Source organism: Paenibacillus motobuensis (assembly GCF_039521865.1).
GTDB lineage: Bacteria > Bacillota > Bacilli > Paenibacillales > Paenibacillaceae > Fontibacillus > Fontibacillus motobuensis.
In genome coordinates this window covers 1-13,578 of record NZ_BAAACX010000018.1, presented here as the reverse complement: position 1 = coordinate 13,578, position 13,578 = coordinate 1, and the positions used below count along the sequence as shown (strand labels likewise).

12 protein-coding genes and 1 pseudogene are annotated in these 13,578 nt (G+C 44.1%); 5 read left to right on the top strand and 8 right to left on the bottom strand.

The genetic code is table 11. The features are described 5' to 3' along the window. The first annotated feature begins 81 nt into the window (after positions 1-81). Positions 82-1,512, top strand: coding sequence for a Na+/H+ antiporter NhaC (gene nhaC / locus ABD014_RS19625; protein WP_343863982.1), 1,431 nt, complete (start codon positions 82-84; stop codon positions 1,510-1,512). After that, positions 1,505-2,368, top strand: coding sequence for an MBL fold metallo-hydrolase (locus tag ABD014_RS19620; protein WP_343863980.1), 864 nt, complete (start codon positions 1,505-1,507; stop codon positions 2,366-2,368). Before nhaC ends, ABD014_RS19620 begins: the two co-directional genes overlap by 8 nt. 91 nt (positions 2,369-2,459) lie before the next feature. On the opposite strand, the gene ABD014_RS19615 is transcribed toward ABD014_RS19620, so the two are convergent. From ABD014_RS19615 to ABD014_RS19590, 6 genes are all read right to left on the bottom strand, one after another. Further along, complete coding sequence (locus tag ABD014_RS19615) at positions 2,460-4,106, bottom strand: FAD-dependent oxidoreductase (protein ID WP_343863978.1); 1,647 nt, start codon at positions 4,104-4,106, stop codon at positions 2,460-2,462. Positions 4,107-4,192: 86 nt separating this feature from the next. Next, positions 4,193-4,567: a rhodanese-like domain-containing protein gene (locus ABD014_RS19610; RefSeq protein ID WP_343863976.1), complete on the bottom strand. Its 375-nt coding sequence runs from the start codon at positions 4,565-4,567 to the stop codon at positions 4,193-4,195. A gap of 217 nt (positions 4,568-4,784) precedes the next feature. Next, entirely contained in the window at positions 4,785-5,048 is a 264-nt protein-coding gene (locus ABD014_RS19605; protein WP_343863974.1) for a metal-sensitive transcriptional regulator, read from the bottom strand. A 191-nt stretch (positions 5,049-5,239) separates the two neighbouring features. Then, complete coding sequence (locus ABD014_RS19600; RefSeq protein WP_343863972.1) at positions 5,240-5,551, bottom strand: rhodanese-like domain-containing protein; 312 nt, start codon at positions 5,549-5,551, stop codon at positions 5,240-5,242. Positions 5,552-5,915: 364 nt separating this feature from the next. Then, complete coding sequence (trxA, locus tag ABD014_RS19595; protein ID WP_343863970.1) at positions 5,916-6,233, bottom strand: thioredoxin; 318 nt, start codon at positions 6,231-6,233, stop codon at positions 5,916-5,918. 163 nt (positions 6,234-6,396) lie between these two features. Next, on the bottom strand, positions 6,397-7,689 hold the full coding sequence (locus ABD014_RS19590) for an ArnT family glycosyltransferase (protein WP_343863968.1): 1,293 nt from the start codon (positions 7,687-7,689) through the stop codon (positions 6,397-6,399). A gap of 311 nt (positions 7,690-8,000) precedes the next feature. On the opposite strand from ABD014_RS19590, the gene ABD014_RS19585 reads away from it, so the two are divergent. The 3 genes from ABD014_RS19585 to ABD014_RS19575 all read left to right on the top strand — a co-directional run bounded on the left by ABD014_RS19585 (position 8,001) and on the right by ABD014_RS19575 (position 12,721). After that, positions 8,001-9,761: a LytS/YhcK type 5TM receptor domain-containing protein gene (locus ABD014_RS19585; RefSeq protein ID WP_343863966.1), complete on the top strand. Its 1,761-nt coding sequence runs from the start codon at positions 8,001-8,003 to the stop codon at positions 9,759-9,761. Between the two features lie 228 nt (positions 9,762-9,989). After that, complete coding sequence (locus tag ABD014_RS19580; RefSeq protein ID WP_343863964.1) at positions 9,990-10,730, top strand: LytR/AlgR family response regulator transcription factor; 741 nt, start codon at positions 9,990-9,992, stop codon at positions 10,728-10,730. 182 nt (positions 10,731-10,912) lie between these two features. Then, positions 10,913-12,721 carry a carbon starvation CstA family protein gene (locus ABD014_RS19575; protein ID WP_343863962.1) on the top strand — a complete coding sequence of 603 codons (1,809 nt, stop codon included), beginning with the start codon at positions 10,913-10,915 and terminating at the stop codon, positions 12,719-12,721. A gap of 26 nt (positions 12,722-12,747) precedes the next feature. Here the strand turns inward: ABD014_RS19575 and ABD014_RS24895 are convergent. Further along, positions 12,748-13,179, bottom strand: a pseudogene (locus ABD014_RS24895) (transposase). Between the two features lie 224 nt (positions 13,180-13,403). Next, a complete protein-coding gene (locus ABD014_RS24890; protein ID WP_425542120.1) occupies positions 13,404-13,553 on the bottom strand; it encodes an IS3 family transposase in 150 nt (49 codons plus the stop codon). Positions 13,554-13,578 lie beyond the last annotated feature (25 nt).

Sequence of the window (13,578 nt, the reverse complement as noted above, 5' to 3'; positions counted from 1 at the left end):
TTTTATTTTATAGAGATTGTTCAACAAGTCGACTGATGAACATGAACCATTACAACTACGACATAAAGGAGTGAAACGAACATGAAACGACAAGTATCCATTGGCTTAGCGCTCTTGCCTATATTGGCGCTTATTGCTGCAGGTGCTGCCTCTATCTTCATTTGGAAGGCTGGCATGTTTATCCCTTTAATCATTAGCATCATCGTCACCGTTCTCGTAGGGGTGATGAGTGGCTATAGTTGGAAGGAACTTGAAGAAATGATGGTTAGCGGCGTATCTAAAGCATTGCCTGCGATATTCATCTTGCTTGTCATTGGGATGATCGTCGGTACGTGGATCTCAAGCGGAGTTATTCCGACCATGATCTACTACGGCTTATCCTTTATTCATCCCTCTTTCTTTGTTCCGGCAGTTGCGGTTGTCACCGGTATCGTGGCAATTACGCTTGGCAGCTCCTTCACTTCGATTGCGACGATTGGATTAGCATTCATGGTCATCGGCGAAGGAATGGGCTTCTCCCCCGGCTTGATTGCGGGAGCGGTTATATCCGGCGCATTCTTTGGCGATAAGCTGTCACCGTTATCCGATACTACGAATATTGCACCAGCCATGGCGGAAACAGATTTATTCAGCCATGTACGGCATATGCTCTGGGATACGATTCCTGCATTCGCCATTGCCGTTGCGCTCTACGGGCTGTTCGGTACCCGCTCGGTACAAGGCTCGGTGGATACTGGTAATATCGATATGATATTAAATGGGATACAAGATACGTTTATTATTCACCCGCTGCTGCTGTTGCTGCCGGTACTGACGATTTTCCTAATGATCAAGAAACTACCGGCATTGCCGACATTGCTGTTGGTAGGTATCATTGGTGGGGTCATTTCCATCGTGGTACAAGGAGAATCCATCACATCGATGGTCAACACGATGACGAACGGATTCCATGCGGAATCCGGAGTGAAAGCAGTCGATTCCTTGTTGAATCGAGGTGGTCTTGTCTCCATGCTGAATACGATTGGTTTATTGACGATCGCGACTGCACTTGGCGGACTAATGGAAGGAACTCAAATTTTCCAAGCTCTAGTTCGGCCTATTGTGGCTAGAATCAAGACCCCAAGCTCGCTTATTGCAACAACGATTGCGTCGACCTTCCTTGTTGCGTTCGCTAGCGGTGCACAGTTTCTTGCAATCATATTGCCAACGAGAACTTTCATCCAAACTTACAAGGATATGAACATAGATACGAAAAACTTATCGAGATCCGTTGAGGCGGCTGGTACGGTTGGCATTTCATTAGTGCCATGGGGAGTTCCCGCTGTATTCGCAGCCAGTATGCTTGGCGTAAGCCCGGAACAATTCATTCCGTACATCTTCTTCGCCTTCCTGGTCCCGCTTATCAATATCGTATACGGGATTACGGGATGGACAATCGTGAAAAAGGAATACCCGGCTCGTTCGTTCCAACAACAACAGAGTGCGGCAGTAGGAGGAATGGGTCATGAATGAAGTCATCGTTAATATTATCGGAACCGCCCAGGATGCAGGTGTCCCGCATCCGAACTGCTTTTGTCAGAATTGCATGAGCGCCATGCAAAATGGGACGCGTAGGTTCGCCGCATCCTTAGCCATTATTGAGCCTAATCGGAAGCAATGGCATTTAGTTGATGCAACACCGGACATGCGCGAACAGATGGCAAAAATTCAAATGAAATACCATCTTCAAGGTCAGATCATGAACAGCATTTGGCTGACCCATGCTCATATCGGACACTATCCCGGATTGATGTTTCTGGGAAGAGAGGCAATGGGAGCTCAAGGAGTTCCGGTCTTCTGCGGGGATCATATGAAACAGATGCTTGAAGCGAATGCGCCTTGGTCACAGTTGGTGGAGCTAAACAATATTCAATTGAACGGCATTCAGCATGAGCGGCAGGAACAGCTATCCCCTTCTGTACGCATCACACCAATTGAAGTACCTCATCGCAATGAGCTATCGGAGACATTCGGCTTCTGGATCGAAGGTCCACAACGAAAACTGCTCTATATCCCGGATATTGACCGTTGGGATGAGTGGGATCGAGACATTTTTGACATGGCCGAGGAAGCGGACATCTGCTTATTAGACGGCACCTTTCATTCTATTGAAGAGATAGAACAGATGGGACGCAATTATAAAGAGATCCCTCATCCTGTCATGACGGAGACTATGGATCGACTGCAGGGCTTGGCAGAGCATACCGAAATCTATTTTACGCATTTCAATCATACGAACCCTGTTAACGATCAAGCAAGTACCTTTGCGCAGCTTGTTCAAGATAGAGCGTTTTACATCGCTGAAGATGGAATGGAACTGAAATTATAAAATGGTGTGCAAATCGCTTATATCAAACCAAGAAGATCGCCTATCCCACCTGCTTTTTCAGGTGGTAGGCGATCTTCTTCACTCTCTTTTATTATTTAGGGGAATACTTCGACATCTCGTACGTGCGATAACCCCCGGTTAAGTTCTTTACTTTATAACCGTGCTCTGTCAAAATACGGGCTGCGATATACCCTCTGATTCCTACACCACAGTAAGCATATATTTCTTTATCTTTATCGAGCTCGTTCATGCGTTCACGCAATTCATCGACTGGTATGAGAACAGCCCCATCGATATGTCCTTGCTCATACTCCGCGGCGGTTCTTACATCGAGCAGTACCTGTTCAGGCTGCAGCGTCTCTAGATCCTTCACCGTGAATATATCCAATTGTCCAGAAAGGACGTTTTGCGCCAGGTAACCAGCCATGTTCACCGGGTCCTTCGCAGAAGAGAATGGAGGTGCATAAGCGAGCTCAAGCTCGGCCAAATCATCGACAGTTCCCTTCAAGCGAAGTACCGTTGCGATGACGTCGATGCGTTTGTCCACTCCCTCGGAGCCAAATGCCTGTGCTCCTAATATTCTACCTTCGTCGTTGAACAACAGCTTCATCGCTATTGCCTTGGAGCCAGGGTAATATCCGGCATGTGAGTTTGGATGTACATAGATCGTCCGATATGGAACGTTCATTCTTTGCAATGTTCTCTCGTTGAATCCCGTGCTTGCGCCTGTAAGACTGAACACTTTAATAATAGATGTTCCTTGTGTTCCCTTGTACACAGTGTTCAATCCGTGAATATTGTCCGCGGCAATTCTTCCCTGCTTGTTTGCCGGACCAGCCAGTGGTACCATCGCTCTTTGTCCGTCCAGATCCGTCGTTTCTACCGCATCTCCCACGGCATAAACACCATCGATGTTTGTTTGCATATACTCATTAACGATAATGTGGCCCCGTGCGCCCAGTTCTATCCCAGATTTCTTGATAAACTCGGTATCTGGCGTTACGCCGATTGCCAGGATCACCAAGTCCGCCGATAACTGTAGCCCACTCTTGAGGGAGACTTCAATCCCCTTCTCCTTATCATGGAACGCTTCGACTCCGTCTCCAAGGACGAGCTTCACGCCATGATCCGTCATTTCCTTCTCTGCGAATGCAACCATTTCGGAGTCGAAAGGCGCAAGAATATGAGGCGCAGCTTCGATCAGTGAAACGTCCAATCCACGCTCTCGCAAGCTCTCAGCCATTTCTATTCCGATAAAGCCGCCTCCAATAACAATCGCGCTTCGAGTGCCTGCTAGATCGACATAAGACTTGATCCGGTCTGTGTCTGGAATATTGCGTACTGTAAATATGAATTCACTGTCGATACCCGGAATTAGGGGCTTAATTGGCTTTGCTCCCGGGGATAGAATCAAGTAATCATAAGATTCCTCATACGTTCCTTGATCCGCGCTGTTAACTCTAACCTTCTTAGCCTGTGTATCGACTCCAATAACATCGCTATTAATACGGATATCTATATTAAATCTTGCCTTCAAATTTTCAGGCGTTTGCACCATCAGCTTGGAGCGATCTTTGATTGTCTCTCCGATATAATAAGGAAGCCCACAGTTGGCGAACGAAATATAGGTACCCCGTTCAAACATAACGATTTCCGCATTCTCGTCTAATCTTCTAAGTCTCGCAGCCGCTGACGCTCCGCCAGCAACCCCGCCGACGATAAGTATCTTGTTGCTCATAATCATTCCTCCCCTTTTTCGAATACCCTGGTGGGTATTATTCAGCTGATAAATATTTCTTCACTGGTTTACTAAGTTGCGTTTTTTTACTTTTTCGTTGTCGGATCGTCCCATACAGAGATGCCGCCGTTTAATTGGGAAATTTGGTTGTAGCCGTGCCTGCTCAGCAGCTTCGCTGCCTGCTTGCTCCTCATCCCGCTGCGGCAGTATAGATACACAGGCTTATCCTTCGGCATTTCATTCAGACGCCGCTCTATCTGACTAAGCGGTATATTTACTGCTCCAGCGATATGACCTTGCTTGAACTCCTGAGCTTCCCGGACATCGACTAATCGGTGTCCTTGGTATTCACTTTTGAACTGTGTAAGATTTAGATTCCTCAATCCCTTCACTGGAACAAATCGTTTGTACAGCATCCAGGCGACAAGAGCAATGATCAAAACATAAAGGCCGTAGTTCACACGATCCCACCTTATCTACTTATTAGTATTCATGACTTGCAAAATACCTATAGGGGTATATTTCAAAGTAAAAAAAATAACTCTTCTTCTCTGCTCCTTGACTGATTTTTGTATACCCCATGGGGTATACAAAAATAGTAATATGAATATTTCTGTTTGTCAACTACTCAGGCTCATTACTGTATATAAAAAAAAGCATCCGATCATCCAGGATGCTTTAACGACTCTTCAAGAGCAGTTCTACGGCTTCTTTAACAAGCTTTCCAGAGTCCTGCCCTTTCTCCTGTTCCTCCAGAATGCAATGTTCGAGATTAGACGCTACGATGTAGGCCATGGCTTTATCTGCGGCGCTGCGTACGGCGGAAAGCTGCGTAATGACGTCCTTGCAATTCTTGCCCTCTTCCATCATTCTCAGGACACCCCTTACTTGTCCTTCCATACGCTTAAGCCGCCGCATCACATCTTCATCATATGTCATCATTCCGATTCCCCCTCCATTCTTATAAAATGTATTATGTGTGAAAATCGATCATCGGACAACCTTACTTGTGTCTATCCTAGTCATTTATACCCATACAGGTATTAAAATTATACTGCTTAACCTTTACGAATTACAATGATACATAAAAGCGGACACCGTAATGTGCCCGCTCTTGCAGAATTGTTTACATTTTATTCCCTCGGACCCGTCCAATGCGACATACCGCCGAGCATGTTAGTAACGTTATAACCTAATCCCTCCAGAAGCTCGCAGGCAATACTGCTGCGATTACCGCTATGACAAACCACGATCATTTCCGTATTCTTATCCAGTTCATGTTGTCTTTGCGTCAAATAACCCAGAGGAATATGCTTGGCGCCGGGGATATGCCCCGATTCCCATTCATCAATTTCCCGGACATCCAGGATGCCTAGCTTCTCGCCCATTTCCAATCTAGCTTTAACGTCTTCAGGCATAATTTCCTTCGAGTATTTACCAGCCATGATGAAACACTCCTTATTAGTAGTTATTACAGTGATGTTCAAAAAGTCTGGTTTTCAGCACCGAGAAGGTTGGATGAAGCTAGGGCCTGAGGAGCGGAGCGTACGTTTTGGGTACGTGAGTACCTGAGATGTTTCTGAAGGAAACATGACTTCGTAAGCATTCGATTAGGCCCGGCTGAATTCAAGATTCGATGTCGATTATGCTCTCAGTGTTACTTCGTGTTAGATATAGAATTTATTCGTTATCAACGGAGTTGATGAAATTCTATATCGCAAGAAAACCTACATTTGAATCGCGGTCGCTCATCCTTGAATGACTTCGATCGGTTTTCTTATCAAAAGTGGACTTTTTGAACTACCTCTATTACACGTACTGCTTAATCGCCGACTTGAGTGTTTGTAAAGGTTGAACTCCAACAAAGGTCTGAGCTTCTTTCCCATCGTGGAACAGCTTCAACGTAGGAATTCCTTGAATCCGGTATTTCGCCGCTGACAGCTGATTATCATCAACGTTCAACTTTGCTACGAGTACCTCGCTTCCCATTTCGTCGGCCAATTGCTCAAGAACCGGACCGATTATGCGACAAGGACCACACCATGGAGCCCAAAAATCCAAAAGGACTAATTTATTGTTCTGAATGACCTGTTCAAGAGAATTGTCAGTTACGTTTACTGTAGACATTTTGTTTCCTCCTTTATACCTATACCCCTATGGGTATTATGATAGAACGATAACTTGCCTTTGTCAATACGCGGTTAAAGCACCCAACTGAACGAAATTACTGTTTCTGATATATGCGAATGAAAATAAAAAGGGGCCTCCGGTAATCCGAAAGCCCCTCCCATTAACCTTCCATCTGATGTTTCGTCACCTGTTCCTTCTGTCTTCTCAACCTGATCTTATAGATGATCCGATCCATGGCCAATGCAGAATACATGAGCAGGAGCACCACCGTCGGGTAACCATACCTCGAAAAAGCAATAAACGGAACATAAATCCCCGTAAAGTATACGATCGTCAACAGAACGGGCAACCGACGCCGCCGATCATCTGATCTTCGTGACATCACCATTCCGGCAATGCTTAACCCGATCAGCAGCGCTTGAATCACATGCGCGGTCACCAAATCTAAACCGAATATCGGTAGCCAGTAATAAGCTTCGAAATATAGACCGATGAATTTACCGAGCGTATACCATAATAAGTACAGTAGCGGAGCATGGGTGAAGCCGTATTTTAATATATCGATTCCTTTGGCTGCCGCAGCAGCATCATGGCCCTGAAAGAGCGTCTCAGGGTTATATTGCGGATAAGCCTCAAAGAACCTGTCAGGCGGCATCAGATGAAAAATCTGAGTTCCCAGCAAAAACGGGCTACCCCCCGATTCTGTGAACAGAATGAAGTGACCGAATGTGATGATATTGCGGATCCACCATGGGGACAGCAGAACAATATACACCAACCCGATCATACATGTGAAACGCAGCATTTCCTTCCACGTGTACTTCTCTCTCCACCATAGAATCAGTAGAACTGACGGGAACAAAGAAGCCTGTGGTTTAAAATAAGCCGCGACGGCAGTAAGCACGCCGATCAGTACATACCATTCCCATCGCTTGGACTGCACGGCGGTGATAAGCGCACAGACCAGCAGCAGTACAACTATCCGAAATATCGTCTCCGAGAGAATGACGCCCGAAGAGAAGTAGTCTGGAGGATATAGTGCGCTTAATATGCAAGCAATGAAGGCAATCCTCGAATTAAATATATAGCGTGCAATAATGAAAATTAAATAGAGAGAACCAGCTTGGAGCAAGCACTGAAATAGTCGAAAGGCTACTACCCCTCCGCCATCCTGCCCAAAGACCGCCAGAAATCCCGCCAAGATCAGAGGAAAGCCCGGCATAATAAATGAAGTGGGTTCTGTTCCAGTATTGTAGGCAAGCGTCCCTTCGTTCAGCAAAATTTTTGCCGTCTGAATATATTTCACATCATCATTATTGGGAGCATTCGGATCCCCCAAGAAGAAATAGTCATCATAATACATTACGATCGATACGGACAGCACCAACACGAAAATCATAAGCCCGTACAAAATTCGTCTTTCCTTAGAATCTTTTATTACATAAGAAAACAAGAATCTCTCTCCCATTCTACATATCAATACATTTGGCCATTTATATGCTTCGTAAAATTATTTCTTTCACAATTGCTCACATGAGCATATCACAAATCATTTTTTATGTCCCCCGCTTCAGGGGAAACGCAACGCCTGGACTTTAGTCCAAATAGATAATATCAGATATCCTCTTTTTATTTTGGGGAATATTCTGACATAATGAATTGTGCAAAATGGTCGGATATCAAAAGACAAAGTCGACAAATCCTTAGATCTTGTTATAGGATACAAATTATTGTAGAGAATAAAATAGAACGGATGGTGATCTCATGTTACAACTACTGCCTTTCATGATTGAAAAAATAGGTATCATTGTGATCGCAGCTTTTTTACTTTCTCAAATGAAATCATTCCGTCAAATTGTACAAGGGGAACACAAAACAAGTGAGAAAATTAAACTCACTATCCTGTTCGGAACATTTGGAATTATTAGTAACTATACGGGAATTGAAATCCACCACAGTACAATTGCCCATCATAATTGGCATTGGCTAGCTTCTATTGGTTCTGATAATGCAATTGCCAACACGAGGGTCATGGGCGTTTTCATTGGAGGCTTGATAGGGGGGCCTGCAGTTGGATTAGGAAGTGGGCTGATTGCTGGTTTACACCGTTATTCACTTGGAGGTTATACTGCTGCAGCATGTGCCATATCAACTATTTTGGCAGGTGCTACTGCCGGATATATAGGGAAATGGCGGCGAAGGAAATCTAATAAACTCACTCCATTTTTTACCGTAGCCGTAGGGATGACATTAGAAGCGGTCCAAATGATTATTATTTTGATCATGGCAAAACCATTCATAAATGCCTGGGAGCTTGTTAAGTTAATTGGACTGCCCATGATTATTGGGAACGGCTTTGGGACTTTGCTATTTGTCGTTATTATTCAGTCGGTGCTGAATGATAAAGAGAGGACCCGCGCATTCCAAACCAATCGTACTTTTCAAATCGCAGAGCAAACGCTGCCCTTTTTTAGACAAGGGTTGAATCCAGATTCGTGCAAAGAGATTTCCAAAATTATGCTCTTAGGAACGGATGCAGATGCTGTAGCTATTACTGACGATAACAAGGTACTGTCACATGTTGGTGCTGCTTCCGATCATCATACGCCTCTTGAGGGATTGGCAACAAAATTGACTAGAAAAGTGCTTGAACAAGGCGTAATTCATGTAGCGAGATCAAAGAAAGATATTCATTGTTTTCGAGCTGACTGCCCATTGCAGGCCGCTATTGTGATTCCATTAAAAGTCCATGGTACAACGGTTGGGTCACTTAAAATGTATTTCACACGTCCTGATAAATTAACTGAAGTTCAGCAAGAATTAGCCGAAGGATTAGCCAATCTATTCTCCACCCAGCTAGAATTAGCCCAAGCTGAGCATCAAACGAAGCTACTGAAGGACGCGGAAATCAGAGCTTTACAAGCACAAATACATCCTCATTTCTTCTTTAACGCGATGAATACGATTTCTGCATTATGCCGTACTGATGTCGAAAGAGCGCGAGAACTACTCATTGATCTGAGTATTTTTTTTCGCAGTAATTTACAGGGGGCACGGCAATTACTCATTCCCCTAGAACAAGAAATTGAGCATGTTGAGGCCTATTTATCACTAGAGCAAGCTCGCTTTCCGAATAAGTATCAAATTGATTGGGATATCGAGCCAGGTCTAGAGAAAGTCCTTCTGCCTCCATTTTCCTTACAACCCCTTGTGGAGAACGCCATTCACCATGCCTTTGCTAATATAAAAGAGAATAGAAAAATTATTATCAGCATTTATACAGCGAAGGAATCCATGACTATTGTAGTTGAAGATAATGGGACAGGCATTAATAGCGAGAAGATGCGTGTACTAGGTGAGCAAACTGTAGATTCCCAAAAAGGAACTGGAACAGCAATTTTTAATATTTCTGAACGCTTAGAAGGCATTTATAATGGGCGAGCTTCATTAAGGATCCAGAGTGAAGTTGGAAAGGGAACCATCATCACAATGTCTATCCCACTTGAGCATACAGAGGTTGTTTAAAAAGTCCCCCTTTGATCACGAAGCTATTCTGAGAGCTTATTCGACATCGAATCTTGAATTTAGGCCGGGCCTAAGCGAATGCTTACGAAGTCATGTTTCCTTCAGAAACATCTCAGGTACTCACGTACCCAAAACGTACGCTCCGCTCCTCAGGCCCTAGCTTCATCCAACCTTTTCGGTGCTGAAAGGCTGACTTTTTAAACACGATCATAAAGGAGAGAATAAGTAATGCTGAAGGCATTTATCGTAGACGATGAACCACTTGCAAGAGATGAGCTAAAATATCTTTTGCTTCGAAGTAAACAGGTGGAGATTGTCGGTGAAGCGGATTGTAAAGAAGACGCACTTGAACAAATTTCATCTTTGAGGCCAGATGTTGTATTTTTGGACATCGAGCTGGCAGAAGATAACGGGCTTGAGTTAGCCAAGCAATTGCTTACTTTAAATCCGACTCCTGTAATTGTATTTGCTACGGCCTATGATGAATACGCCCTTAAGTCATTCGAATTAAATGCAGTTGATTATATCTTAAAACCATTTAATGAGAAGCGAATCCAACAAACGTTAGAGAAAGTTCATAAAATGCACAGAGTTCCGGATGAGAATAGTCCGGCTACTCCATCCTCCAAACCCGCCACACCATTCGGGAAAATAGCTGTCCTCATTGAGGAACGAATTGTCTTAATCGATTGTCAAGAGATCGCCTATTTGGGCTCGTGTGAAGGCAAATGCGCAATTAAGACATTGGAACGGGAATACAAGGTTTGCGATTCGCTCACTATGTTAGAGAAAAAACTCAATCTCGATCAATTTATCAGGGTTCATCGTGGATTCATCGTCAATATTGATCACATTTCTGAAATTCAACCTTGGTTCAATTCAACCTACAATCTGATCATGAAAGAAGGGTCCAGTATACCTGTAAGCCGTACTTACGTAAAAGATTTAAAAAATTTATTAGGTTTCTAGATCAAGAAGCTATCCAGTCCTCACTTTTTCGCGGATTGTAAGCGCTTTTGTATTTCGTCGTTCGATATTTGTAATCCATCCCCTCTTTTCTGTGTTTTAGGATGAAAATCATGAATTTCAGTTTTCATCAGGTATGATTATCTCAAACTCTTATTATTTTAATCCGATAGGGGGATTACAATATGAATGCGGTTACAATAGTAGTGGGGGCTATATGTATCTTGTTAATTGCTTATCGTCTATACGGTACGTTCATGGCAGCAAAAATATTAAAGCTTGAGGAGATGGATGCAGCAAAGGAAACTCCAGCCCATGAACTGGAGGATGGGAAAGATTATGTACCCACCAATAAATGGGTCACGTTCGGTCACCACTTTGCAGCCATTGCTGCCGCGGGTCCATTAGTAGGTCCAATCTTGGCCGCACAATTCGGTTATTTACCTGGACTCATCTGGTTACTCGTCGGGGCCGTTATCGGCGGAGCCGTACATGATGCCGTTGTCTTATTTGCTTCCATGCGAAAAAATGGACAATCACTCTCTGAAGTAGCTAAAGAGGAACTGGGTCCCGTTGCGGCCTTTTGTACAGGGCTTGCCATGTTATTTATTATCACGATAACCATGGCTGGACTTTCTATGGTCGTACTTCATGCCTTGGAGCACAATCCATGGGGTGTCTTCTCGGTAGGTATCACGATCCCAATCGCTATGGGCGTAGGAATCTACCATCGGATCACAGGTAACTTAAAAGGAGCAACCATAGTCGGTTTTATCTTGATTATGGTTGGAATTCTGCTGGGACCAAGCATCCAAGGTACCGCGTTTGGAGATTTCTTAACCCTTGATGCCAGCACGCTCGCCATTATTTTACCGATATATGCATTCTTTGCTGCAGCATTACCCGTTTGGTTATTACTTGCACCTCGTGATTATTTAAGTACCTTCATGAAAATTGGAGTTTTCGGAGCACTTATTGTTGGGGTGTTCTATGTAAATCCGAAGGTTCAATTCCCGGCTGTTATTTCCGACTTCATTAATGGTGGAGGTCCCATCGTCGCAGGTCCCGTCTGGCCATTCATCTCCATCACCATTGCTTGTGGCGCCATTTCAGGATTCCACGCATTCGTTGGATCAGGAACCACACCTAAAATGATCAATCGCTGGAAAGATATTAAACCTGTGGCCTTCGGCGCCATGCTCGTGGAATGTCTTGTAGCCTTGATGGCTCTGATCGCTGCTGTTTCCCTTCAACCAGGAGACTACTTTGCAATCAACTCCTCTCCTGAAGCATTCGCAGCCCTTGGAATGGATACCGTCCATCTAAAAGATTTAGCTGCAGAGGTGGGAATGGATCTGGAAGGACGTACAGGTGGAGCGGTCACACTAGCGGTGGGTATGACTTATATCTTCACTAAGCTTCCTTGGTTTGCAAACTTAGCCTCTTACTTCTACCAATTTGTCATTCTCTTTGAAGCCGTCTTTATTCTAACTGCAATCGACTCAGGTACTCGTGTAGCACGCTATTTGATTCAAGATTTCTTCGGAGATCTCTATAAACCATTAAAGAGAACGGATTGGTTACCTGGTAACATTTTTGCAAGTGCGTTAGCGTGTTTCGTCTGGGGCTATCTCCTCTATTCAGGAGATATCAGCTCGATTTGGGCACTGTTCGGAGTTTCCAACCAGTTAATGGCATCCATTGGATTAATTATTGGCGCGACCATTGTTCTGAAGATTGCAGATAAACGCTGGTATGTGCTCACATGCTTGATTCCACTGGCCTACCTATACGTAACTGTTAACGTAGCAGGCTACTGGATGGTGAAAAATGTGTATCTGAATCCAGCTTCCAATAGCTATAGCATGTTAAACGGCATTCTTTCCATCGTCATGATCATCCTAGGATTAGTCATTATGATTACCGCTATCAAGAAGTGGATTGAGCTCTGGAAAGTACCTCAGGCCGAATTAGCCAAAGAATTCGGAGTATAAATAAAAAGGGGCTGTCCAATAAGTCCCTAAAATAAAAAGTTGGTAGCGAGGAGGATGCCTGCCCCCTTCAGTAGATTGTGGGCCAAAGCCACAATCCCAAACTCGGTGTGAACCTTCTCTAGCCCTTGCAAGGAGGAAAACGACCGATTGCCCTTGATGTGACCGAATACGCTCTCTACCTCGACTTTACGCCGAGCATAGATCGCGGATTTCTCGTCATCCTCAAGGGCTTTTTTGGCCTTTGCTTTTAGTTCTTCCTAGATCGTATTCCAGTGTACCTGGCGGTTTCCCTTGGCCTTGGTGCAGCTTGCTTTGAATGGACAATCACTGCAATCTTCACATTTATAAATCTTAAAGCTTTGTTCCAAGCCAGAAGCATTCTTTTTCGTTTGGTATTTCTTAAAGCGAACATACCGGCCATTCGGGCAAATAAATCGGTCCCAGATGTCAGTATTCATTGACTTTCTGGACAGCCCCCATTTATCCGAATATATGTAGCTGGACTTGGCATGTTTATAGAACTGCGGTGGCTTTCAAAGCTCAAAACTGCAAAAATGCAGGTTTTAGCATACAAAATCGCCTGTTTTTATAAAATGCCTGCAAATGCGGTTCGGCCCCTTAAATCTGGAGTCTGACCCGAGTAAAATACTGTATTCGCAGTCTAACGCTATATTTTGAAGTTTTACAAAGATCTATAAAACTTGGATCGATCTTCGAACTGCATAATCCAACTAGAAAATTGGAGTGGAGGCATCCGTTTTAGACTGCCATGCATCCTTCGGTTGTTGTAAAAATCGATATAGTTATCTACCGATTCAAAGGCTGCCTCCATCGTCATGTATTCCATTCGGCTGAAT

Bases quoted from the DNA above. Each gene is read 5' to 3' on its own strand.
- ABD014_RS24890 (WP_425542120.1), bottom strand. From the start codon at position 13,553: ATGGAGGCAGCCTTTGAATCGGTAGATAACTATATCGATTTTTACAAC.
- ABD014_RS19580 (WP_343863964.1), top strand. From the start codon at position 9,990: ATGCTGAAGGCATTTATCGTAGACGATGAACCACTTGCAAGAGATGAG.
- nhaC (WP_343863982.1), top strand. From the start codon at position 82: ATGAAACGACAAGTATCCATTGGCTTAGCGCTCTTGCCTATATTGGCG.
- ABD014_RS19575 (WP_343863962.1), top strand. From the start codon at position 10,913: ATGAATGCGGTTACAATAGTAGTGGGGGCTATATGTATCTTGTTAATT.
- ABD014_RS19585 (WP_343863966.1), top strand. From the start codon at position 8,001: ATGTTACAACTACTGCCTTTCATGATTGAAAAAATAGGTATCATTGTG.
- ABD014_RS19605 (WP_343863974.1), bottom strand. From the start codon at position 5,048: ATGATGACATATGATGAAGATGTGATGCGGCGGCTTAAGCGTATGGAA.
- ABD014_RS19615 (WP_343863978.1), bottom strand. From the start codon at position 4,106: ATGAGCAACAAGATACTTATCGTCGGCGGGGTTGCTGGCGGAGCGTCA.
- ABD014_RS19620 (WP_343863980.1), top strand. From the start codon at position 1,505: ATGAATGAAGTCATCGTTAATATTATCGGAACCGCCCAGGATGCAGGT.
- ABD014_RS19600 (WP_343863972.1), bottom strand. From the start codon at position 5,551: ATGGCTGGTAAATACTCGAAGGAAATTATGCCTGAAGACGTTAAAGCT.
- trxA (WP_343863970.1), bottom strand. From the start codon at position 6,233: ATGTCTACAGTAAACGTAACTGACAATTCTCTTGAACAGGTCATTCAG.